Here is a 23,102-nt window from a genome sequence, read left to right as displayed (position 1 = left end):
GCAGCGGCCCCGCCCGACCCCTCCCCGCCCCGTTCCGCACCCCGCCCTGTTCCGCACCCCGCCCCGGCGTCAGTGGTGCCAGGCCTTGCCGTCGGTGTTGTGGATCATGCGCTGGAGGACCTTCAGGGTGGTCAGGTACTCCTCGTCGCTGATGTCGTGGTGGATCTGCGTGCGCATCTCGCGCTGCCGCGCGGCGAGCTTGCCGAAGAGCTCGTTGCCCTCGGGCGTCAGGATCAGGCGTCCGTCCGCCTCCTCCATGATCAACTGGGTGGCGATCAGCGCGTCCACCTCTTCGTGAATGGCAGTGGCCCCGGCGTCCAGGTACCCCTTCAGGAGTGAGGCCATGTCCTCCCGGGTGCGCGGGGCCTCGCTACGTGCCACCTGGGCGAGCACCCACCAGCGCGGCTGAGTGAACCCGTACTCTGCCAGCCCCGCCCGGATATAGGTCACGACCGACTTCTGCGCCGCCCAGCCCCAGTAGCCGATCGGCTGCTGGACGAGCTCCCGGTCGCTGTGCGAGTACTCCATGACGTGCCGCCTTCCCTGCTTACGTCCTGCTCTTGCCTACGTGCTGCTTGTGCTGCTCGCGCTGCTCGCCCGGCGGATGCCGGACCGTGGGGCGCCGTGTGGGGCGCCGCGAGAACGACGCTAGAACCTCAACTTTGATTTAGGTCAAGGGTGTTGGCGGGACGGGTGAGAGGGGTGAGCAGGCAGGCCGTGCACAAGAAGTATGGGAGGAGGTATTGGCCGATCACGGCGTGACGCACGCGGCCGTACGCCGAGTGCTGTACGGAGAGGGCGAGTCCGGCGGTGGTGAGTCCGGTGCTGACGAGTCCGGCGCTGACGAGTCCGGCGGTGGCGCGTCCGGCGCTGACGAGTCCGGGTGAGGTGAGTGGGCCGCTCTCAACTCCCGCTGGAGTGGGCCCCCTTCAGGCTGGCGACCATGTGGGCCGCCGCGCTGGACAGATTGCGGCGGGCCTCCTTGAGCTGGTCCGTGGTCACACCGTGGTCGCGGGCCGCGTCGCGGATGTCGTCCCGGAAGCGGTCCAGGAGCCGGTCGAGGTCGCGTGCGGGGTTGCCGCTCGGGGGCTCGTGGGCCCAGGCGGGGTCGTAGGCGAGGCGGAAGTCCTCGTCGTCGCCCGGTGTGATGTGGGGTTCTTCGGCCGGTGTGGTGCCGGGCCGTGTGCTCGGCCGGGTGCCGGTCTTCCCGGGGGAGTCGGCCGTCGTCGTGGTGGGTGACTCCGTGTCCGCCGGGCCGTCGTGGGAGGTGCCCCCGGCGGAGGCGTCGACGGTGGGCTCGGTGCCGAATTCCTTGCTCAGCATCTTGCCGAAGTCGCCGAATTCCCGGGCGAGTTCGCTCAGGCCCTCGCGTACGCCGGTTGGCCAGTCGCCGCGGGTGAAGTGGTCCTGGACCTGCTCCTGGACCTGGCGGGCGATGCGCTGGAGTTCTTCCTGGGCCTCGGTCTGGGCGCGCTCCTGGGCCTCCTTGGCCTGGCGACGGGCGCGCTGTGCCTCCTCGCGGGCACGGCGGCTCTCGTCCTTCGCGCGGCGCGCCTGTTCCTTCCACTCCTGCTTGGCGCGCTTGAACTCCTCCTTCGCCTCGCGCCAAGCCTCCGTGTCGCCCCAGGACGCGTCGAAGAAGTCGGCGGCGCCGGGGGAGTCCTCGGCGGTGCCCCGGCCCCGCCCGCTGCCGTTGGTCCTGCCCTTGCCCGTGCCCGCGCGTGCCTCGGCGGCCGCCGCACGCATGTCGCGGCGCAGATCGCCCGCGGCCCCGCGGACGTTGTCCCGGATCTCGGCGGCCAGCTCGGCCACCGACTCCCTGATCTCCAGCTCCAGTTCGGCGAGTTCGCCACTGCGGTCGGCTAGTTCGGCGCGGCCCGCGTCGGTGATCGCGTAGACCTTGCGGCCGCCCTCGGTGGTGTGCGTGACCAGGCCCTCGGCCTCCAGCTTGGCCAGGCGCGGGTAGACGGTCCCGGCCGAGGGGGCGTACAGGCCCTGGAAGCGCTCTTCCAGGAGCCGGATCACCTCGTACCCGTGGCGCGGGGCCTCGTCGAGAAGCTTGAGCAGATACAGGCGCAGTCGCCCGTGGGCGAAGACGGGGGCCATCTCAGACCGCCTTCCTGTCGCGCGCCGTTCTGGCGGCCGAGGGGGTCGCGAAGTCCTCGCCGGCCGGGCGGCGCAGCAGCGCGATCGGGCCGGAGACCGTGGTCGCCCGCAGGCGGCCCCGGCCCGGGCCGAGCCTGCCGGAGAGCCGTTTCGCGCCCCAAGTGCCGCTGATGCGCAGCTCGTCGAAGGCGTTCGAGACGGTGCCCGAGGTGGTCCCGATCTCCACCTCCGCGTCCGTGGGCTCTGCGAGCCGTAGGGCGATCTCGCCCGAGACGGTGTTGATCCCGATCTGCGCGGGGCGCTGCGAGCGGTCGAGGTCCACGACGACAGAGCCGTTCACCGACTCCGCCGTGACCGAGCCCTCGGCGCCCTCCATCACCGTGAGGTCGCCGGAGACGGACTGGAAGGTCAGGTCTCCGGTGACCCGTTGGGTCTCGACGTTTCCGGAGACCGTCTCGGCGGTCACCGGGCCGGAGAGCGCCACCAGGGTGGTGTCGCCGCTGACTCCCCGGACCTCGGTCGTGGCCCGTACGCCCGAGACCGTCGCGCTCGCCGCGACCACTCCGATCCGTACGCGGGTGTGGGAGGGGACGGCCAGCGAGATGTCCGCGCTGCGGCGCCAACCTCTGGGGTCCAGCCACTTGAGGAAGCCCTTCCAGGGAAGGTCCTCGTAGGCCACGGTCAGGACGCCGTCCTCGTCACTCACCTTCAGCGGAGGTCCCTCGATCCGGGTGACTTCGAGCCGTGCGGAACCCTCCTCGGTGCCCACGACGTTGACCGTGCCGTTGACCACGCGTACGTGCAGGGCCGTTGGTGCGTCGTCGAAGGCGAGCTTGCGGGGCTCGGTGATGGACCACTCGGACATGGGTTCGGACATGGGTACTGACCTCCTCGGCCCGCCAATGCTCATGCTCGGCTGACAACGTCACGCACTATCGCGTCTTGCTCACACGATATATCGCGGTCACGGAAAGTCAAGGTCCGATTTCGGAGACGAGTGGCGCCGCCACTCTCCGTAGCGCCTTCGAGGCGCGGCAACGCCAAGCCAACTCCCTTGTCATCAGGGTGACTTGAGAGAATTTCCGTCAAGTGGCATCCATGGCCGACCGCCTGAAATTTCCCTCCGGCCGTCCCGCGCCGCCCCTCACACCGCGGGCGGTCCCGCCGCGTCCAGTGCCGCGAGTGCCGCCCGGACCCTGGGCACGTCCGCCGGATCGCCGGTGTCGAGTCCGGTGAGCAGGGCGACCTTGCGCAGGCGGTAGTCGACCGTGTTGGGGTGGACCTGGAGACGGGCGGCGGCCACCCGGCGGTCGAGGGAGCTGTCGAGGTGGGTCCGCAGGGTGTGCAGCAGGTCGGGCCGCGCGGACAACGGTTCCAGGAGCGCGGCGAGCCGGGCGCGGGCCGGCCCGGGGCGGGTGAGCTGGTACTCCAGGAGCAGGTCGTCGAGGCGGTGCAGGCCGGGGCCGCGGTCGAACACCCCGGCCACCTCCCGTACTTCGGCGCTCAGTCGCACGGCCTGCGGCACGTCGTCCGGTACGGCCGCCGCCACCCCCGCCGTGACCTCGGCGCCGCAGACCCGGACCAGATGGTCGAGTACGCCCGCGAGCCACTGCCAGTCCCTGGGGCCGAGCTTCTCGGGCAGGGTTCCGTACGGCACGAGGGCCAGGCCGCCCTCGGCGGTCAGCATGGTCAACACCCCGCCCGCGACGTGCCGTTCGAGTTCCACGCGCAGGCGCCGGAGCTTGCGCCGGGCGGCCACCGTGGAGTCGACGCCGCTGGTCAGCTCGTCGGGGTGCGGGCCCACGCCGAGGGACAGCACCAGATAGCACTCCGGGAGGGCCAGACCGGCCCGGGCCGCCGTGTCCTGTGCGGGGCCGCCGTCGAGCAGCGCCGACAGCAGGGCCTGGCGTGCGGTGTACTCCTCGCCGACGGCCGACTTGTGCGCCAGTACATAACCGCCGGACGCCGCCGAGGTCGTCACCTGGAGGAACCGCAGTACCCACGCCGTCCCGTCGAGGACGCTGGGCAGGTCGTCCGGACCCGCCCGGCCGAGCACCTCGTCCAGACAGAGCTGGAGCCCGACGTGGTAGGCGCTGACGACGGCGTCGAGCGCCACGCCCTCCTCGGCCCTGCGGGTCGCGGCCTCGCGCAGCGCGTCGAGCTGCTCGGTGGAGGGCAGGCTGCCGGTGCGCAGGACCTCGGCGCACATGGCCACGTTGAGTTCCACGATGGACGCGATCTCGCCACGCAGTGCCTCGCGGGGCAGGGCCGCGTAGGTGGGCACCGTCTCGGCCAGCCGTACGACGACCAGGCCGACCAGCTCGCGCGAGTGCTCCAGCAGGAGTTCGTGGAGCGGACGCCCGGCTATGGTCAGCGCCTCGCCGTGGGCGAGTGTGCGCGGCACCGTGCCGTGCTCGTTCATCCGGACCACCTCCCTTGGGTCGTACCCAGGGGTAACACGGGCGTGGTGCGTGGCACCAGATCCCGGACGTACGCACGATGCCTGGATGATCATTTGTGATCCCGCACAACACGGAGCGTGCAAAGCCTGTCCGCCGTCCCGGCGCTCCCGTGCGGCCGGCGCGCGAGGATGGCGAGCGCCGGAATCGCTGTGCAGGCGGGGCGCTGTCCCCGGCCTGCCGTCCGGAAATCCCTCATCCTCCGCGCACAGCGCGTCCTTTGGTGTCCCGCACAAGCCGAACCGAGGAGTGCCCATGCCGTCCCGCCCCTTCACATCCCGTTCGACCACCACGGCCGCGCCGCGGGCCCGCCGCGGTGCGCGTCCGCTCGTCACCGCCGTCGCCGGATGCGCGGCCCTGCTCTGCACGGCCCTCGGCGCGGCGCCCGCGCAGGCCCAGGCCTCCGCGGACGCGGCACCTGACTACGTCGCGCTCGGCGACTCCTTCGCGGCCGCGCCGCTGGTGCCCGCGATCGACCTCTCGCGGCCCGCCTGCCTCGCCTCCAAGGCCGGATATCCGGACGTGGCGGCCGAGCGGATCGGTGCCCGGCTCAACGACGTCAGCTGCTCGGGTGCGACCCTCGACCACTTCGCGAGCCGTCAATTCGGCTTCGTCGCACCGCAGTACGAGGCGCTCGGACCCGGCACCGACCTGGTCAGCCTGACCATCGGCGGCAACGACAACGGTCTTGTCACCGCGGCCCTGAGCTGTCTGAACGCGCTGCCGGAGCCGGTCGGGGCCAGCTGCGCCGACCGCTTCACTTCGGGCGGCCGCGACCAGCTGGCCGAGGACATCGCCGACTGGGCGCCCCGGCTGGGCGAGGCGCTGGACGAGATCCACCGCCGGGCCCCGGCCGCCCGGGTCTTCGTGGTCGGCTACGGCGACTACATCCGCAAGGGCGGCTGCTATCCCACCCAGCCGATCTGGGCCCGCGACGCCGATTACGTCCAAGGCACCGTGAACAAGCTCAGCGCCGCCCTGCGCGAACAGGCCGCCGCGCACAACGCCGTGTTCGTGGACGGATTCGCCGCGACCGAGGGCCACGACAGCTGCGCCGCACCCGGCGACCGCCACCTGGAGGGCCTGATCCCGACCAGCCCGGCCGCCCCACTGCACCCGAGCGGCAAGGGCTCGGCGGCCCTGGGCACCGCACTCGCCGAGGCGATCCGGGCGGACGGGGCGACGCCGGGGAACCCGGCCGGGTGAGCTGAGCGCCGGAGCGGGGGAGCGGAGGGGGAAGGGGTACGTGTATCCCTTCCCCTCCGCCCGCCTACTCGTCGTCCTCGTCGTCGTCCAGCCGGGCCAGCCAGGTGGCGAGTCGTTCGACCGGTACCTCGAAGTCGGGGTTCAGGTCGACGAAGGTGCGCAGCTGTTCGGCAAGCCAGTCGAAGCTGACCTCCTCCTCGCCGCGCCGCCTCGCCAGCTCCTCGATGCCACGGTCGGTGAAGTACAACTCATGCTCCTGGTGCCAGAACGTCTCAGACGTTCATGGTAGGCCGCGCGGACTTGGCCGGATTCCGTCGGCCGGAGCCTCGCGGGCAACTGCGCAGGCCAGTACCCTCACGGCAGATCCCTCGCGGACCGCGCGCACGCAACGGACAACGGAGCGTGGGCGTCGTGCGCCGCGGCACCTGGATCGGATACGGACACCAGCGGTCGGGCGCCCCGGTCCGGGGCGCCGCGACGGGGGCGACGGACGGGGGCAGGCCGTGGGGTACGTGCAGCGGATCGAGCTGCCCGGCGGCCAGGTGGTGTACGCCCGGGTCAGTCCGGGGGCCGCGTACGGCGAGGACGACGAGGACGTCGGCGTACGGGACACGGTGGCCGCGCGGGTGGAGGAACTCGGCGAGCTGATCCGGGGCGTGGGTTCGTCCGTCCTGGACGCCGCCGCCGCGGTCGCGCCCGACGAGGCGGCCCTCACCTTCGGCGTCGAACTGACCGCCAAACCGGGCAAGGTCGTGGCCATCCTCGCCGAGGGCGAGGCGAAGGCCTCCGTACAGGTCACCCTCACCTGGCGGTTCGGCGAGCGCGGGGCGCCCACCCGGCCGGGCCGGGACCGGGCGGCTGCGGCATCGGACGCGTCGGAATCGGACACTTCGGCGACGGACTCCTCCGCGACGGACTCCTCCGCGACGGACTCCTCCGCGACGGACTCCTCGGAGGCCGCGGGCACGTCTGCCTCCCGAACTCCCGCTCCCGAGGCCGCTGTGGTGCACGATCCGGCCGCGGGAACGGCCCCCGCCCCGGCGGCCGCCCCGAACCCCGCGCCGCCGCCCGCGCCCGTACCCGCGCAGGCCCCCGAACCGCCCCTGCCGCCCGCGCCCCCGGTGACACCCCCGCCTCCGCCCCCGGCCAGGCCGCCCGCACCGCCGAACGAGCCGCATGCCTGAGCCGGATCCGCGTCTGGACACGCTCGCCCGGGCCGCGACCGTGCACCTCCTGGACGGCGGCGCCAAGGGCGACGGCGCGATGTGGGGGAGCGGGTTCTTCGTCGCGCCGGGCCTGATCCTGACCTGCGCCCATGTGCTCGCACCGGAGATCGCCCGGGATCCGGAGCGTCAACTCGCCGTACGGGGAGCCGACTTCAACGACGGCATCCCGGTGGCCGCCCGGCTGGCCTTCCTCCCGGAGGCCGCCCGGCGGACCCTGCGTGCGTCACCGGAGGGCGCGCACCTGCCGCTGCCGCCGGAGCAGGACCTCGCGCTGCTGCGGCTGGTGGAGGCGGACGTCCCGCACGAGTGTGTATGGCTCGCGGACCGGGCGCTGCGGCACATCGGCGACGTGGTGGCCTATGGCTACCAGCCGCAGGACCTGGAGCCCTGGGCCAAGCCGTGGAGCGCGGACGCCGAGATCAATGTGCGCGACGGTGACTGGGGGCTGCGGTTCAAGCCCGAGGTGTCCTTCCCCAAGGGGGTCTCCGGCGGCCCGCTGCTCGACCCGTACACCGGGGCCGTGGTCGGGCTGATCAAGTCGCGGCGCAAGGAACGCGACGGCGGTATGGCCGTCGCGCTGCCCGCGCTGCGGCAGTTCAAGGAGATCTACGGCGAGGTGATGGACGGGCACGACCGCTGGCACGGCGGCCCGTCCGGTGGCCCCACCGGCTACACCTGGGCGGGTGAACAGCACCGGCTGGCCCGCGGCGACGCCCACCCGGGCCCCGACCGCTGGACCGCCAAGGACCGCCGCAGGGCCCTGCGCCTGCTCGCCGAACTGGCCCCGCCCGCGACGCCGTTGTCGGTCGCCAAGCTGGTCCGCAAGGTGCGCGGCGGCCGGATACCGGGCACCCTGCCCGCCCTGCACACCTGGCGCGACGGCCACGGACTGCTCTACGACACCCCGCAGCCGGGGGACATGCTCCCCTTCCTGCACTATCTGCGGCTGGTCGCGGAGTACGTACGCTGCCGGGGCGGCGACACCGGACGGCTCGAGGAGTTCGTGACGGAACGGCTCGCGGAGGACGAGCGCACGGCGCTGCACGCGCTGGTCACCGACGCACGGCTGCCCGCCGAGCTGCGGCCGCTGCCCGGCGACGGCGACCGCGTGGTGGTGCGTTACCCCGGACCCGGCCAGGGCCCGACCGTAACCGTCCTGCTCGACCCCGTGATCGGCTCCAGGCCCACCCGCTTCCACTGGCAGATCTGGGTCAACGAGGGTGCCCACGGCGGCGAGCGGGAGATGACCGGCGAGGACTACTCGGGCGAGGGCGTGCTGCCGCGCGACCTGCTGCCCGCGCTGCGCGAGCCGTTGCGGGACACCCTCGCCCGCGAGGACGCCGAGGGCGCGGCCGTACCGCTGGAAATCGCCCTGCCCGCCGAGCACTTCGACCTCCAGGCGCACCGCTGGCACCTGGAGGAGGTACCGAAGCTGTACGAGACCGCGCGCCTGGGTACGCAACGCTGTGTCGTGCTGCGCGACCTCGCGCGCCGTGGCGCCGGTGGAAATCCGGCCGAGCCGGACGGGGCGGGCGAGGCCGGCGGTACGGGTCGGGACTGGGCGGACCGCTGGCAGCGGTCCGGTGCCGCGCGGGAGTGGGTCGCGCAGCGGGTGCCCGAGCGGGACCGGGAGCCGCGGGGGCGGTACTTCCACGGTCTCGCGGCCACCAGCGTGCCCGTGATGTGCAGGCCCGCCGGGCGCGGTCTCGGCCGCAAGGTGATGCGGCTGGCGCTGGACAGCGGGCACGGCATGGCGCTGTGGGACATCGAGGGGCACGCGGTCGGCGGCTGCCACGCGGACTGCGAGGACCTGCACGCGGGAGTGGAGCGGTTGTTCGGGGATCTCTGCTCACCGGCCGAACTGCCCGACCGGCTGCGGCACATCCGGCACGACATCAGCCGCGGCCACGACGGGCTGCGCTGGGCCGAACCGGTCGCCCTGCTCTACGACGACCCCGACCGGCCGCTGCCGCCCGAGGACGCCGAGCCCGCGGATTCCCCGCCGTGACGGGCCGCCTCCGCACGCCGCCGCGCACCCGCTCGGGTACGCGCCCCGGTACGTGCCCTCCGTCCCGTACGACCCGGCAGTCCCCCTACGACTCGGACTGCGAAGGGCCAAAACAGCATGGCTGTATGGCCGGAAATCAACTGTTACCTGGCGCTGGGTGGGTACATTCCCAGGGGCCCGTTGTGGGTGCCCGCCGCCCTGTCGGCCAGTTCGTGGTCAGCCACCGACCGTCGACGAGGAGCAAGCCGTGACCGGATGGTTCGTCTACCAGGGCGCAGGCGGCCCCGATCCCGGCCGGATCGGCCGGCTGCCCGCCCCGCCGCCGTGGCGCGCCTTCGACGCCGAGCCGGTGGAGTACGAGGTGCCGCCGCTGGACAGCGCCTCGCTGCGGCGGCTCGGCGAGTCCCCGGTACCCATGCCGGTACAGGAGACCGAGACCCTCGAACTCGTCAACGCCGCCCTCTACTTGCGCCGCCCCCTCCTGGTCACCGGCGAGCCGGGCTCCGGCAAGAGCACGCTCGCCCACTCCCTGGCGCACGAACTCGGGCTCGGCCGGGTCCTGCAGTGGGCCGTGGTCAGCCGCAGCGAACTCAAGGACGGGCTCTACACCTACGACGCGATCGGGCGGCTCCAGGACAACCAGCTCGGCTCGGGCCAGGCCGAGGACATCGGCCGCTACCTCCGGCTCGGGCCGCTGGGCACCGCGCTCCTGGCCACCGACCGGCCCCGGGTGCTGCTCATCGACGAGCTCGACAAGAGCGACATCGACCTGCCCAACGACCTCCTGAACGTCCTGGAGGAGGGCGAGTTCGGCATCCCGGAGCTGGAACGCATCGCCGACCGGCCGGGCCAGGAGACCGTGCACGTGCTCACCGACGACGGCCGCCGGGTGCCGGTCACCGGCGGCCGGGTGCGCTGTCGCGCGTTCCCCGTCGTGGTGATGACCAGCAACCGCGAGCGCGAGTTCCCCGCCCCGCTGCTGCGCCGCTGTGTCCCGCTGGATCTGGAACCGCCGCGCGACCAGCGGCTCGCCGCGATGATCCTGGCCCACTTCGGCGCCGAGTCCTACGACGAGAACCTCGACCTCGTCGGCCAGTTCACCCAGGCCGAGTCGGACGGTGCGCTGCGGCCCACCGACCAGCTCCTGAACGCCATCTTCCTGGCCCAGCACACCGCACGGCAGGAGCCAAGGCGCCGCGAGGAGATCGCGGGGCTCCTGATGCGGCCACTGGACCGCGGGCCACGGTAGCGACGACATGACCGGCTTCCCGAGGGACGAGCGCCCGGCCGGGACGGACACCCCAGGTGGTGCCGCCCCGGCCGCGCGGCACGCCCTGATCGCGCTCGTCGCCCGGCTGCGGGAAGCCGAACTCACGCCCACCGCCGAGGAGTTGGCGGACGCCCTGTGGCTGGCCGCCCGGATGTCGGCGGACGGGGACAGTGGTGGTGACGGCCCGGTGGCCGCCGTTCCGGGGCGTGTCCCCGGACCTGCGGCGGCCTCTTCCGGCGACTCCCCGGAGCAGCCCTCGCCCCCGCTCGTCCCCGCCCCCGAACCCCGTCTCACGGCGCCACCGGCACACCGGGCACGGCTGTTCGTGCCCATGGGCACCGGCGGCGAGGGCGCCGCGGCGCCGGGCGCACCGGTCCCCGCGCCCACCGCCGCCTTGCTGCCCGACCCGCTCGGACTCCAGCGCGCGTTACGACCCCTGCAGCACTACCGCGCCCCGGCCCGCAGCGCCCCGCGCGTACTGGACGAACAGTCCACCGCCGAACGCGCGGCGGACACCGGCCTGGTGGTCCCGGTGCTGCGGCACGCCCGCCGCCGGTCGGCCCGGCTGCTGCTGCTCATGGACCTGTCCACCTCGACGGTGGTGTGGGAACAGGCACTCGTCGAACTGCGCCAGGTCTGCGAACGGGCCGGCGCCTTCCGCGAGGTGCAGGTGCGCTACCTGCACGAGGGCCCCGGCGGACGCCCCGGCCACACCCCGTCCGCCCGGCCCGGCGCACCTCTCCAGGACCCCCACGGGCTGACCGATCCCACCGGACGCCGCCTGACCCTCGTACTCAGCGACTGCGCGGGCCCGATGTGGCGCAGCGGCCATATGCAGCGACTGCTGCACGCCTGGGGCACGCTCGCCCCGGTCGCCGTGGTGCAGCCGCTGCCGCAGCGGATGTGGCTGCGCACCCATCTGCCGGCCCGCCGGGGCGTGCTGCACCGGCGCGAAGGGCCCGCCGGGAGGCTGGACTTCGAGCCGACGGGGCAGCGCGGCGGCACCCGCCAGGGCGCGACCCCGGTACCGGTGCTCGCGCTGCGCCGCTCCTCGGTGGAGGGCTGGGCGCGCCTGGTGTCCGCCGGGGCGACCGGGCAGTCCCTGGAGGCGGCGGCCGGGTTCGCCGAGGCCTGGCACCCCGCCTCGCGCTCCCCGGTCAGGGCCCGCCAGGATCTCGCGGGCGACGCGCGCGTACGGGCCTTCAGGCGCTCCGCGTCCCCGCTCGCCTGGCAGCTGGCCGTCTACCTCGCCGCCGTGCCCACCACCCTGCCCGTGATGCAACTGGTGCAGCGCGCCATGCTCGCGGGCACCGGGCCCGAGGTACTGGCCGAGGTGCTGCTCGGCGGACTGCTCGAACGCGACCGGTCGGCCGAGGAGGCGGAGAACGCCGAGACCGCGGCGGAGGCGGCCGGTGCCGAAGACTCCGAAGCCCCCGTCGCCTACCGCTTCCTGGACGGCGTGGAGGACGCACTCCTCGACCACCTCCCCGAGGACGAGGCCCGCCTGCTGCACAAGTACTGCTCCGCCTACCTGGAACGCCGCTTCGGCCGTACGGCGCACAGCTTCCCGGCGCTCGCGGTGGCCCTCGACACCGAGCCGGGCACCACCACCGCCGCGACCGGTGCCCCCGCCCCGCACCCCCAAGTCCGGGCGTTCGCCGAGGTGTCGGGGCGGGTGCTGCGGCGGTATCTGCCACGCGACGTCGAGCCGGAGACCGCGGGCGAGGAGCCGCGACCGGCCGCGGCGGGGGCGATCCGGGAGGAGGCGCTCGCGGCCTGGGAGCGCTACCGGCTGCACGAGGAGCCGGCCGAACTCGACCGGGCCGTCGCGCTGTTGGCGACCGCCGTCCGTGCGGAAACGGACGCACTCAGGGCGCGGGCGCAGGAGGCGGTCGCGCGCGCGGAGCGCGGTGAGGGGCTGGCCTGGGCGAGGGAGATGGCGCAGGCGGGTGTCACCGAACAGCCGCTCGACGCACTGGCCCTGACGCACGAAGCCCTCGCCCGGGCGCTGCTCCTGCGCTACCGGGTGCGCGGCGACGCGGCCGACCTGGCCGCGGCACGCCAGACGGCCATGGGCATCGGACACCGGGACCCGGGCAGCGCCGAGTGGCTCCGGGCCCGGGTGACGCTCGCCGAGACCCTCGCGGAGAGCGCGGCCCAGGCCCGGCGCCACGGCGTCGGAGCGCCGACGGTGCCCGAGGAGGCCCGGCGGCGCGCACTGGAACTCGGCCCCGACGATCCGCTCGCCGCGCTGTGGGCGGAGTTCTTCCTGATCAACGAGGCGGTGGTGGTACTCGGCGGAATCCTCTCGGTGGCACGGCCCGAAGTCCCCGCCGATCCCGCCTGGCGGGCCACGCAGTTGCTGGTCACCTTGCTGGCCCGGTACGCGGTGATAGGCGCGCGCATCGCGGCCGCGGACGGATTCCGCGCCCGGCCCGACGTACGCCGGGTGCGCCTCAGCGGGGACCCGGAGGACGACTGGGTGGAGGCCGAGGCCGCACCCCACACCTGGTACGAGCAGTACATGGCACGCGCCCTGGCGGCCACCGAACCGCTGACCCGGCCACCCTGGCGGGCACAGGGCCTGCTGCTGCGCGCGCAACTGCGGCTGCGACTGGCGCGCTACGCCTGCGGGCAGGGCGACGTCGAGGTGCCCGCGGGCTCCCTCGCCGGGCCGAACCGCGGCGAGAGTGGCCTCGACCGCCGTGAGCTGGGCCCCGAACTGGCCCTGGGCGCGGCCGCCGACTTCCGGCGAGCGGTGTCCCCGGGCACCCTCGACACTTTCGAACAGTGCTCTGCCCTGCTCGACCGCGCCGACGCCCTCTGTCTGATGAGAACGGCCTACGGAGGAGCGGACCGCCACTGGCTGCTGGCCGCCGAAGCACTGTCGGACGCCCTGGCCGTGGCCGGTACCGAACCCGTCCTGCTCCTCGAATGCCACCGTCGCGCGGCCCACGTCCACTGGCAGCACTACCGCGCCACCGGCAGCGCCGAGGACCGCCAACAGGCCATAGACCACCTGGAGAAGTCCCTCTCCCTGCTCTCCCAGGACGACCCCCGGCACACCCCGCTCCTGGAGCAACTCGGCGCCCGGCTCGCCGCCCAGGGCCTGGCGACCCGCTCCCACACCGACACCGACGCCGCCGTACGCGCCCTGCGCGACGTCCTGGACGCCACCTCCGCCCAGGACCCGGACCGGGACCGGCGCCGACTCGCCCTGGCCCTGGCGCACATCCACCGGTTCGACGTCCAGGAAGTCCTCGCCGATCTGCACGAGGCCGACTGGATACTGGGCGCCGTCGCCCGCGAGTCGCACGACTCGCGGCTGCGTGCCAGGGCCCTGCGCAGCCGTGGCTCCGCCTCCGCCCTGCTCGGGGCGCGCACCAGGACGAACCGGCTGCTGCGCAAGGCCGTCGAGTACTTCCGGGGCGGCGCGGACGCCGCGCGCGAGGCCGAGGACTCCCAGGAGCTGGCCCGCGCGCTGACCAGCCTCAGCACGGTCCTGGAGCAACTCGGCGAGACGGGAAGGGCGTTCGGCGCCTACCGGGAGGCGCTGCGAGAACTGCGCGAGAGCGACCCCGCCGCCTTCACCGGCGGCCAGGGCGCCCTCCTCGCCTCGCTGTCCCTCCCGGCGGACGACTCCTCGCCGACCCCCACCAGCGACGAACTGCGCATGGCCCTGATCCGTCTGCAATCCCTCCTAGGAGAAGCATGACCGTCCTCGACGACGACAGCCGCGGCACGCCCCTGCCCGCCCTGCCCCCGCTCCCCGAGGCGGCGGCGGACGGACACCCCGTGTACGCCGCGCTGCTCGGCGAACTGGCCGAGCGTGCCCGCTCCCCTGAGCCGGTACTCGCCCGGTACGAGGACAGCCCATGACCGCCGCGCCGAACCTGGCGCACCCGACCCACCCGCAGTGGCCGCACCACAGCCTCACCGCCGAGTCGGCGCCCGCCGTTCCCTTCCGGCAGTTCGTGCTCAAGGTGCACGGGCGCTGCAATCTCGACTGCGCGTACTGCTACATCTACCGCTCCCCGGACACCAGTTGGCGCGAGCGGCCGAGCCGGGTGCCCGAGTCGACCGTACGGCGCACCGCGGACCGGATCGCCGAGCACGTACGTACCCACCGGCTGCCCGCGATCCGTATCGAACTGCACGGCGGCGAACCGCTGTTGACCGGGCCCGGGCCGGTGCTCGACTACCTGGCCGCGGTGCGCGCGGCGGTTCCCGGCGACTGCGAGATCACCGCCACCGTGCAGACCAACGGCACCCTGCTCAGCCCCGACCGGCTCGGGCGGCTCGCGGCGGCGGGGATCCGGGTCGGGCTCAGCCTGGACGGCGGCCGGGCCGCGCACAACGCCCGCCGCACCGACCACGCGGGCCGCCCGGCCTGGCCCGCCGCCCGCGCCGCGGCCCGGCTGCTCGCCGCGCACCCCGACGCGTACGCGGGCATCCTGTGCACCATCGACCTCGCCGCCGACCCCGTCGACGTCTACACCTCGCTGCTCGAACTCGCCCCGCCCGGCGTCGACTTCCTGCTGCCGCACGGCAACTGGGCCGCGCCGCCGCCCGGCCTGCCCAGGGACGCGGCGCCCGGGCGGCACCGGCCGCGGCCGACTCCGTACGGGGACTGGCTGGCCGCGCTCTTCGACGCCTGGTGGGAGGCGGACCGGATGCGCACCCGGATCCGGCTGTTCCGCGAGATCGCGGCGCTGCTGCACGGCCTGGACAGCAGCGCCGAGGCGGTGGGGCTCTCCCCGCTGGTGGCCGTGGTGGTCGACACCGACGGCGCCATCGAGCAGGTGGACTCGCTGAAGTCGGCCTACCCCGGGGCGCCCGGCACCGGCCTGGACGTCTTCGCGCACAGCTTCGACGAGGCCCTGCGCCACCCCGGCGTCGCGGCCCGTCAGCTCGGCGTCGAAGGGCGCGCGCCCGAGTGCAGCTCCTGTGCCGTGCTCGGGGTCTGCGGCGGCGGGAACTATGTGCACCGGTACGCCGAGGGCAGCGGATTCCGCCACCCCAGCGTGTACTGCGCGGACCTGGAACGACTCGTGCGTCACATCGCGGGCCGACTCACAAATGCCTCAACCGGCCCTCGTTAACGTGCACTTGACGCACAATTGGCTGCACTGTGCGTAACGGTTGGTCGGTCCGGCGAAGGAGCGGGGCAATGGGGCGGGACAGCGAAGGGCGTTCCCAGGAAGAGCGTGCCCACCAAGAGCGTGCCCACATCACGGTGGTCTTCGCCGGGCAGAGCGAGTCCTGGGCCCACTGGATCGCCCACCAGATCCGGGCGGCGGGCGGCGCCACCGCGCTCATCCGCTGGAACCCGCTCGACCGGCCGCACACCGGGGACGCCCTGGCCGATCTGCTCCGGGCGCCGGGCAAGGTCCTGGTCGTCGTCGACGACTGGCACGAGCGGCTCGGCAGTGAACGCTCCCGCGCCTGGGCCGCCGTGCTGCGCGAGGCCATGGACCGGTACGGCACGCGCCTGGCCGCCGTGAGCATCGCCGCACAGGCGCTGCCCCCGGCCGTGACCGCCCTCGGCCCGGTGCAGTTGCGCGGACTCGATCCGCAGGCGGCACGCCGCCGGGTCCTTCACTGCCTGGGGCTCGGTGGCCGCCCGGCCGAGGTCGACCTCTCCCGCGGGCCCCGCTTCCCCGACGACCACCCGGACGTCTGGAACACCCAGCGCCGCAACCACCGCTTCACCGGCCGCACCCACCTCTTGGAGAGCGTCCACGACACGTTCGCCCAGCTGCGCGCCGACGGCGGCACCGTCGTCCTGCACGGCCCCGGCGGCTACGGCAAGACCCAGCTCGCGCTGGAGTACGTCCACCGCTTCAAGGGCGAGTACGACATCGTCTGGTGGGTCACCGCCGCCAACCGCCGTACCGCCAGGGAGCAGTTCGCCGCGCTCGCCGGGCACCTCGGCGTCGACGCCTCGGGGCAGCTCGACACCGTCATCCACGCGGTCCGCGCCGAACTGGCCGACACCGCCCGGCCCTGGCTGCTCGTCCTCGACGGCGCCACCACCCCCGACAAGCTCGGCGATCTGGTCCCCGACGGCCGCGGCCACGTCCTGATCACCTCGCTGCACGCCGAGTGGGCCGCGTACGGAAAGCCCCTGCCGGTCGGCGCCTTCGAGCGGCACGAGTCCGTCGCCTTCGTCGGCCGCCGCACCGCCCGGCTCAGCGAGGACGAGGCCGACCAGCTCGCCGCCGCCGTCGAGGACGTGCCGCTGCTCCTCGACCAGATGAGCGCCTGGCTCGACATCACGCCCACCGCCTCGGTGCCCGACTACGTCCGCGACATCCGGCGCGGCAAGCCGGACGGCTTCGGTGTCCTGGAGTCCGCCGACTACCCGGAGAGCTTCCAGGTCGCCTGGGCCAAGACACTCAACACCCTGCGCGACGACGCCGCCGACGCCTGGCACCTGCTCAACCTGCTTGCCTGCTTCTCCCCGGAACTGGTGCCCGTACGACTGCTCCAGTCCGCGCGGCCCAGCGACCTGCCGCCCACGCTGCGCGAGCTCGTCGCCGAGCCGAGCGACTGGAACACCGCGCTGCGCAAGCTCTCCGAGGTCACCTCGATGCGCCTGGAGTACGAGCCCGGCAGGCTCGGCATCGAACGCGTCAGCACCCTGCGCATGCACCGGCTCTTCCACCGGTACGTGGTCGGCATCCAGTCCCCGAAGGACCGCGAGCGGCACTCGGCCGCCGCCCGCCAGGTCCTCGTCGCCGCCGACCCGCGCGAACCCGGCCAGGCGGGCAACTGGGCGCGCTACGCCGAACTCATCCCGCACCTGGAGCCCTCCGGCGCTCTGGCCTCCACCGACGAGGACGTCCGCGAACTCGTCCTGAACTGCGTCGAGTACCTGCGGATGCGCGGCGAGTACCACGACGGCTGGTGGCTCAGCCGGATGGCCGTGGAGTCCTGGAGCGCCACCTCAAGACCCACCGACCGCTCCGTCCTGGTCGCCGTCCACCAGCAGGCCAACATGCTGCGCAGGCTGGGCCGCCACACGGACGCCGAGTTCGTGGGCCGCCAGACCCTGGACCGGCTGCGCGAGACACCCGGCGTACGGCCCATCGAACTCATCCGCGCCAAGGACGGGCTCGGCGGCACCCTGATGACGCTGGGCAAGTACGAGGAGGCCCGCGCCCTGTTCGAGGACGCCGCGCGCGGCGCCGGCGTCGAACTCGGCGACACCACGGTGCCGCGCACCCTCAACATCCGCAGCAACCTCGCCGTGGCCCTCGGACTCCTCGGCCGCTACCGCGACTCGCTCGCGCTGCACGAGGAAATCCACGACGCCCGCGAGCAGTTGCTCGGCCCCAAGCACCCGACCACGCTCTACTCCGCCATGGCCAAGGCCTGGACACTACGGCTGCTCGGCGCGTACGAACCAGCCCTGCGCAACCAGGAGCACAACTCCCGCCTGCACAGCCAGATCCTGGACCGCACCCACAGCAAGACCCTGTGGGCGGAACACAACCTGGCCCTGTGCGCCCGGCGCATGGGCGACGTCCACTTCGCGCGCGCCATGATGGGCAAGGTCCGCGAGAAGTCGCTCAAGCGACGCGGCGGCCAGCACCCCGACTCGCTGATGGTCTCCTGCGACTACGCGATGCTGCTGCGCGAACTCGGACAGGCCGAGCAGGCCCGCGAACTCGCGGAGAGCACCGCCACGTTGTACGCCGCCCTCCAGGGCGAGGACCACCCGTACACCATCGGCGCCCGCGACAACGTCACCCTGCTGCTGCGGGACGCCGGTGACCTGGACGCCGCACTCGAACTCTCCCGCCGCAACCGCGACCGGATGAACACGGCGGTGGGCCGCGACCACCCCTGGGCCCTCGGCTGCGCCCACAACGGCGTCGCCGCCCTGGCCCGCGCCGGGCAGCGGGACGAGGCCCTCGCGCTCGCCCACGACGCCCATCCACGCGCCGTCGCCGTCCTCGGCACCGGACACCCACTGACCCAGGGCCTGGAACGCGCCACGCACGCCCCCGAGTCGCTGAGCGGCTGGGACTTCGAGCCGCAGCCGATCTGAGGCCGGGGCCCACCGCCGCCTGCGGGGAAACCCGCTGGACCCGGCCTCCCGGCCACGGAGATCCTTTGGGCATGGAGTTCCTCTGCTACCACCGCGACCGCCCCGGCTCCGCAGCACTGCGCGACAAGCTGAACGAGGACCACTTGTCCTACATGGACCGGTACGCGAAGGAGATGATCGCCCGGGGCCCGACCCTGGCCGAGGACGGCACACCCACCGGAAGCGTGCACATCCTCGACCTGCCGGATCCCGCCGCCGCTCGTGCGTTCGCCTTCGACGAGCCCAACTACCAGGCGGGCGCCTACCGGGACGTGCTGCTTCGGCGGTGGCGCAACCTGCTCGGGCGCACCATGTGGGACTTCCCCGGCGGCCGGAGCGGCGGCAACCGCTACCTGGTCCTCGGCCTGGGCGCGGGAGGGCCCGCCGATCTCGCGGTGCCGCCCGGCCGGGACGAACCGATCGCCTACGGGCCGCTGCTGGCCGACGACGGAACCACCTGGCTGGGTACGGCGGCACTGGTCCGGGCACCGGACGAGGCAACGGCGCGCGCCGTCCTGACCGAGGACCGGTACGCCGCTGTCGAGGTGCACAACTGGCACTTCGGCGGACGGCCTTCCTGACCTGACCTGACCTGACCCGCCCGGACACGGCCGACTCCGGCTGCGACCGCCCCACGACAAGCGGGAGAGCCCGCCCCGCGGATGCGCGGAACGGGCCCTCCCGTACTGCTGTGCGCCGGTCTCTCACCGGCCGCTTCTGGCTCAGGCCTCGAAGACCTCGCGCACCAGCTGCTCCTGCTCGGCCTGGTGGCGCTTGGCGGAGCCGACCGCGGGGGACGAGGAGTGCGGGCGCGAGATACGGCGCAGTCGCTCGTCGTGCGGGATGTCGGCGCCGACCGCCAGGTCCAGGTGGTCGATCAGGGTGAGCGCGATGAACGGCCAGGCGCCCTGGTTCGCGGGCTCCTCCTGGGTCCACAGGTACTTCTCGGCGTTCGGGTACTTGTTGACCTCCGCCTGGAGCTCGGCACCCGGCAGCGGGTACAGGCGCTCGAGGCGGATGATGGCGACGTCCTCGGCCTTGCGCTTGGCGCGCTCGGCTGCCAGGTCGTAGAAGACCTTGCCCGCGCAGAACACGACCTTTCGCACCTTCGCCGGGTCGACCTCGCTGTCCCCGATGACCGGACGGAACCCGCCCGAGGTGAACTCCTCCGTCTTGGAGGCCGCGGCCTTCAGACGCAGCATCGACTTCGGGGTGAAGACGACCAGCGGCTTGTGGTGCGGGTTGTGCACCTGCCAGCGCAGCAGGTGGAAGTAGTTCGAGGGCAGCGTCGGCATCGCGACGGTCATGTTGTTCTGCGCGCAGAGCTGGAGGAAGCGCTCCGGGCGGGCGGACGAGTGGTCCGGGCCCTGGCCCTCGTAGCCGTGCGGCAGCAGCAGGGTGACGCCGGAGGTCTGGCCCCACTTCTGCTCGGCGGAGGAGATGAACTCGTCGACGACGGTCTGCGCGCCGTTGACGAAGTCACCGAACTGCGCCTCCCACATGACCAGCGACTCGGGACGGGCCAGCGAGTAGCCGTACTCGAAGCCCATCGCCGCGTACTCGGAGAGCAGCGAGTCGTAGACGTTGTAGCGCGCCTGGTCCTCGGAGAGGTACAGCAGCGGGGTGTAGTCCTCGCCGGTCTCCCGGTCGATCAGGACCGCGTGCCGCTGGCCGAAGGTGCCACGGCGCGAGTCCTGGCCGGACAGCCGGACCGGGGTGCCCTCGAGCAGCAGCGAACCGATGGCCAGGGTCTCGCCCATGCCCCAGTCGATGGTGTCGTCCTCGACCATGGTCGCGCGCCGCTGCAGCTGCGGCAGCAGCCGCGGGTGCACGGTGACCCGGTCGGGGATGTTGACCTGGGACTCGGCGATCCGCTTGACGACCTCCTGGGAGATCGCGGTGGTCACGGCGACCGGGAACTCGGCCTGCGGGTCCGGGACATGGGCCTCGGAGGAGTGCGAGGTGGCCTCGCGGACCTCGGTGAAGACCTTCTCCAGCTGACCCTGGTAGTCCTGCAGCGCCTGCTCGGCCTCTTCCAGGGTGATGTCGCCGCGACCGATGAGGGACTCGGTGTAGAGCTTGCGCACCGAGCGCTTCTTGTCGATCAGGTCGTACATCAGCGGCTGGGTGAAGGCCGGGTTGTCCGACTCGTTGTGACCGCGCCTGCGGTAGCAGATCAGGTCGATCACGACGTCCTTGTTGAACGCCTGACGGAACTCGAAGGCGAGCCGCGCGACGCGGACAACGGCCTCCGGGTCGTCGCCGTTCACGTGGAAGATCGGCGCCTCGATCATGCGGGCCACGTCGGTGGAGTACATCGACGAGCGCGAGGACTCGGGGGCCGCGGTGAAGCCGACCTGGTTGTTGATGACGATGTGCACGGTGCCGCCGGTGCGGTAGCCGCGCAGCTGCGACATGTTCAGGGTCTCGGCCACCACGCCCTGGCCCGCGAAGGCCGCGTCGCCGTGCAGCGCGACCGGCAGGACCGTGAAGTCCGTGCCGCCCTTGTTGATGATGTCCTGCTTGGCGCGGGCGACGCCCTCCAGAACCGGGTCGACCGCCTCCAGGTGCGAGGGGTTGGCGGCCAGCGAGACCTTGATCTGCTCGCCGTCGAGACCGGTGAAGGTGCCCTCGGCGCCCAGGTGGTACTTCACGTCGCCGGAGCCGTGCATCGACTTCGGGTCGAGGTTGCCCTCGAACTCGCGGAAGATCTGCGCGTACGACTTGCCGACGATGTTGGCCAGGACGTTCAGCCGGCCGCGGTGGGCCATGCCGATGACGACCTCGTCGAGCCGGTTCTCGGCAGCCGAGTCGATGACCGCGTCGAGCAGCGGGATGACCGATTCGCCACCCTCGAGCGAGAAGCGCTTCTGGCCGACGTACTTCGTCTGCAGGAAGGTTTCGAAGGCCTCGGCGGCGTTCAGGCGGCGCAGGATCCGCAGCTGCTCCTCGCGCTCCGGCTTGGAGTGCGGGCGCTCGATGCGGTCCTGGATCCACTTGCGCTGCTTCGGGTCCTGGATGTGCATGAACTCGATGCCGGTGGTGCGGCAGTACGAGTCGCGCAGCACGCCGAGGATGTCGCGCAGCTTCATCATCGACTTGCCGGAGAAGCCGCCGACCGCGAACTCGCGCTCCAGGTCCCACAGGGTGAGGCCGTGCTCGGCGATGTCCAGGTCGGGGTGCTTGCGCTGCTTGTACTCCAGCGGGTCGGTGTCGGCCATGACGTGGCCGCGGACCCGGTAGGAGTGGATCAGCTCGAAGACCCGGGCGGCCTTGGTGACGTCGTCGTCGTGCGAGGCGTCGATGTCACGGTTCCAGCGGACCGGCTCGTACGGGATCCGCAGCGACTCGAAGATCTCGTCGTAGAAGTCGTTCTGGCCGAGCAGCAGGTTCGCGACGTTGCGCAGGAACTCGCCGGAGGCCGCGCCCTGGATGACCCGGTGGTCGTAGGTCGAGGTCAGGGTCATGACCTTGGAGATGCCCAGCTGGTTCAGGGTGTCCTGGGACGTGCCCTGGTACTCGGCCGGGTACTCCATGGCGCCGACGCCCATGATCACGGACTGGCCGGGCATCAGGCGCGGCACGGAGTGCACGGTGCCGATGCCGCCCGGGTTGGTCAGCGAGACGGTGACGCCGGTGAAGTCGTCCATCGTCAGCTTGTTGTCGCGGGCGCGACGGACGATGTCCTCGTAGGCCTGCCAGAACTCGAAGAAGTTCAGCGTCTCGGCGGCCTTGATCGCGGCGACCACGAGCTGGCGGTCGCCGTTCGGCTTGACCAGGTCGATGGCGAGGCCGAGGTTCACGTGCTCCGGCTTGACCAGGGTCGGCTTGCCGTCCTTCTCCGCGAAGGAGTTGTTCATGGACGGCATGGCCTTGATCGCCTGCACCATCGCGTAGCCGATCAGGTGCGTGAAGGAGATCTTCCCGCCCCGGGCGCGCTTGAGGTGGTTGTTGATGACGATCCGGTTGTCGAACAGCAGCTTCACCGGGACGGCGCGGACCGAGGTGGCGGTCGGCAGCTCCAGCGAGGCGTTCATGTTCTTCGCGACGGCGGCCGAGGGGCCGCGCAGGGTCACGAACTCCGGTCCGGCCGGTGCCTCGGCGCCTTCGGCGGCGGGCTTCGCGGCGGGCGCGGCCTTGGCCGGTGCGGGCTTGGCGGCCGGGGCCGGGGCCTGCTTCGCGGGCGCCGGAGCGGCCGGAGCCGGAGCGGGCTCCGCGGGCGCGGCCGGAGCCGCGGGGGCGGCCTGGGCCGCCGGTGCGGCGGGCTCGGTGCTCGGGGGCGCCGTGGCCGGCTTGGCCTGGGTGGCACCGCCACCCGGCTTGTAGTCGGCGAAGAAGTCCCACCAGGCACGGTCTACCGAGTTCGGGTCCTGGAGGTACTGCTGATAGATCTCGTCGACGAGCCACTCATTGGGACCGAACGCGGCAGCAGGGTTCTTGCCCTGCCCGTCTTGGTCCTCGGTAGAGACACTCGGGTTACTGGGGGACTGTGGCGACACGGCGGCAACCGCCCTCTTCCGCTTCACAAGGTGATGGACAGCGGAAATAAAGGCTACGCCTCCCCGGCCCTGAGATGCAGGCCGGGCCGCTGATCCGTCACGTAAGTCACATCGGAATGTGTGTTTCAGGCGTGGAAATGGCGGGAAACAAACGCGGTTCGCCGCAGGTGAAAAGGCCGACGGGCGGCTTCCGGCCACGTTTTCCGGGCCCGCCGCGCTCGCCTGCGGCAATT

Annotated in this window: 15 protein-coding genes; 9 read left to right on the top strand and 6 right to left on the bottom strand. The window is 72.7% G+C overall.

Translation table 11 applies throughout. The features are described 5' to 3' along the window. Window positions 1–69: 69 nt before the first annotated feature. From HUT18_RS24845 to HUT18_RS24830, 4 genes are all read right to left on the bottom strand, one after another. Entirely contained in the window at window positions 70–528 is a 459-nt protein-coding gene (locus HUT18_RS24845) for a MarR family winged helix-turn-helix transcriptional regulator (protein ID WP_176102768.1), read from the bottom strand. 375 nt (window positions 529–903) lie between these two features. After that, entirely contained in the window at window positions 904–2,106 is a 1,203-nt protein-coding gene (locus HUT18_RS24840; RefSeq protein WP_176102767.1) for a helix-turn-helix transcriptional regulator, read from the bottom strand. A gap of 1 nt (window position 2,107) precedes the next feature. Then, on the bottom strand, window positions 2,108–2,971 hold the full coding sequence (locus HUT18_RS24835) for a DUF4097 family beta strand repeat-containing protein (RefSeq protein ID WP_176104787.1): 864 nt from the start codon (window positions 2,969–2,971) through the stop codon (window positions 2,108–2,110). Window positions 2,972–3,250: 279 nt separating this feature from the next. Then, window positions 3,251–4,528 (bottom strand): CdaR family transcriptional regulator, encoded by a 1,278-nt coding sequence (locus HUT18_RS24830; RefSeq protein ID WP_176102766.1) that lies wholly within the window; start codon window positions 4,526–4,528, stop codon window positions 3,251–3,253. A 292-nt stretch (window positions 4,529–4,820) separates the two neighbouring features. Between HUT18_RS24830 and HUT18_RS24825 the strand changes: the two genes are divergently transcribed. Beyond that, window positions 4,821–5,771 carry an SGNH/GDSL hydrolase family protein gene (locus tag HUT18_RS24825; protein WP_176102765.1) on the top strand — a complete coding sequence of 317 codons (951 nt, stop codon included), beginning with the start codon at window positions 4,821–4,823 and terminating at the stop codon, window positions 5,769–5,771. Window positions 5,772–5,835: 64 nt separating this feature from the next. Here the strand turns inward: HUT18_RS24825 and HUT18_RS24820 are convergent, their stop codons facing one another. Next, complete coding sequence (locus HUT18_RS24820) at window positions 5,836–6,018, bottom strand: DUF6104 family protein (protein ID WP_176102764.1); 183 nt, start codon at window positions 6,016–6,018, stop codon at window positions 5,836–5,838. Between the two features lie 256 nt (window positions 6,019–6,274). Between HUT18_RS24820 and HUT18_RS24815 the strand changes: the two genes are divergently transcribed. The 8 genes from HUT18_RS24815 (at window position 6,275) to HUT18_RS24780 (ending at window position 18,951) form a co-directional block, all read left to right on the top strand. Continuing rightward, window positions 6,275–6,955, top strand: coding sequence for a CU044_2847 family protein (locus HUT18_RS24815; RefSeq protein WP_176096598.1), 681 nt, complete (start codon window positions 6,275–6,277; stop codon window positions 6,953–6,955). Beyond that, window positions 6,948–9,005, top strand: a complete 2,058-nt coding sequence (locus tag HUT18_RS24810) for a trypsin-like peptidase domain-containing protein (RefSeq protein ID WP_176102763.1) — start codon at window positions 6,948–6,950, stop codon at window positions 9,003–9,005. Before HUT18_RS24815 ends, HUT18_RS24810 begins: the two co-directional genes overlap by 8 nt. Before the next feature lie 247 nt (window positions 9,006–9,252). Beyond that, window positions 9,253–10,254 carry a MoxR family ATPase gene (locus HUT18_RS24805; RefSeq protein ID WP_176102762.1) on the top strand — a complete coding sequence of 334 codons (1,002 nt, stop codon included), beginning with the start codon at window positions 9,253–9,255 and terminating at the stop codon, window positions 10,252–10,254. Between the two features lie 7 nt (window positions 10,255–10,261). Next, window positions 10,262–13,990 (top strand): SAV_2336 N-terminal domain-related protein, encoded by a 3,729-nt coding sequence (locus HUT18_RS24800; protein WP_176102761.1) that lies wholly within the window; start codon window positions 10,262–10,264, stop codon window positions 13,988–13,990. Continuing rightward, window positions 13,987–14,154, top strand: a complete 168-nt coding sequence (locus HUT18_RS24795; protein ID WP_176102760.1) for a hypothetical protein — start codon at window positions 13,987–13,989, stop codon at window positions 14,152–14,154. The genes HUT18_RS24800 and HUT18_RS24795 overlap by 4 nt, the downstream gene beginning before the upstream one ends. Then, window positions 14,151–15,377: an FxsB family cyclophane-forming radical SAM/SPASM peptide maturase gene (locus HUT18_RS24790; protein ID WP_176102759.1), complete on the top strand. Its 1,227-nt coding sequence runs from the start codon at window positions 14,151–14,153 to the stop codon at window positions 15,375–15,377. Before HUT18_RS24795 ends, HUT18_RS24790 begins: the two co-directional genes overlap by 4 nt. A 68-nt stretch (window positions 15,378–15,445) precedes the next feature. After that, window positions 15,446–18,331, top strand: coding sequence for an FxSxx-COOH system tetratricopeptide repeat protein (fxsT, locus tag HUT18_RS24785; protein WP_176102758.1), 2,886 nt, complete (start codon window positions 15,446–15,448; stop codon window positions 18,329–18,331). A gap of 71 nt (window positions 18,332–18,402) precedes the next feature. Continuing rightward, the gene (locus HUT18_RS24780; protein WP_176102757.1) at window positions 18,403–18,951 is read left to right on the top strand and encodes a YciI family protein; all 549 of its coding nucleotides are present in this window, start codon (window positions 18,403–18,405) and stop codon (window positions 18,949–18,951) included. Between the two features lie 141 nt (window positions 18,952–19,092). Here HUT18_RS24780 and HUT18_RS24775 read toward each other — a convergent pair whose 3' ends face one another. Then, window positions 19,093–22,869 (bottom strand): multifunctional oxoglutarate decarboxylase/oxoglutarate dehydrogenase thiamine pyrophosphate-binding subunit/dihydrolipoyllysine-residue succinyltransferase subunit, encoded by a 3,777-nt coding sequence (locus tag HUT18_RS24775; RefSeq protein WP_176102756.1) that lies wholly within the window; start codon window positions 22,867–22,869, stop codon window positions 19,093–19,095. Window positions 22,870–23,102: the final 233 nt, after the last annotated feature.

The organism is Streptomyces sp. NA04227 (genome assembly GCF_013364195.1).
Taxonomy (GTDB): domain Bacteria; phylum Actinomycetota; class Actinomycetes; order Streptomycetales; family Streptomycetaceae; genus Streptomyces.
The sequence above is the reverse complement of the archived record's forward strand: the minus strand, read 5'-3'. Positions and strand labels throughout refer to the sequence as shown.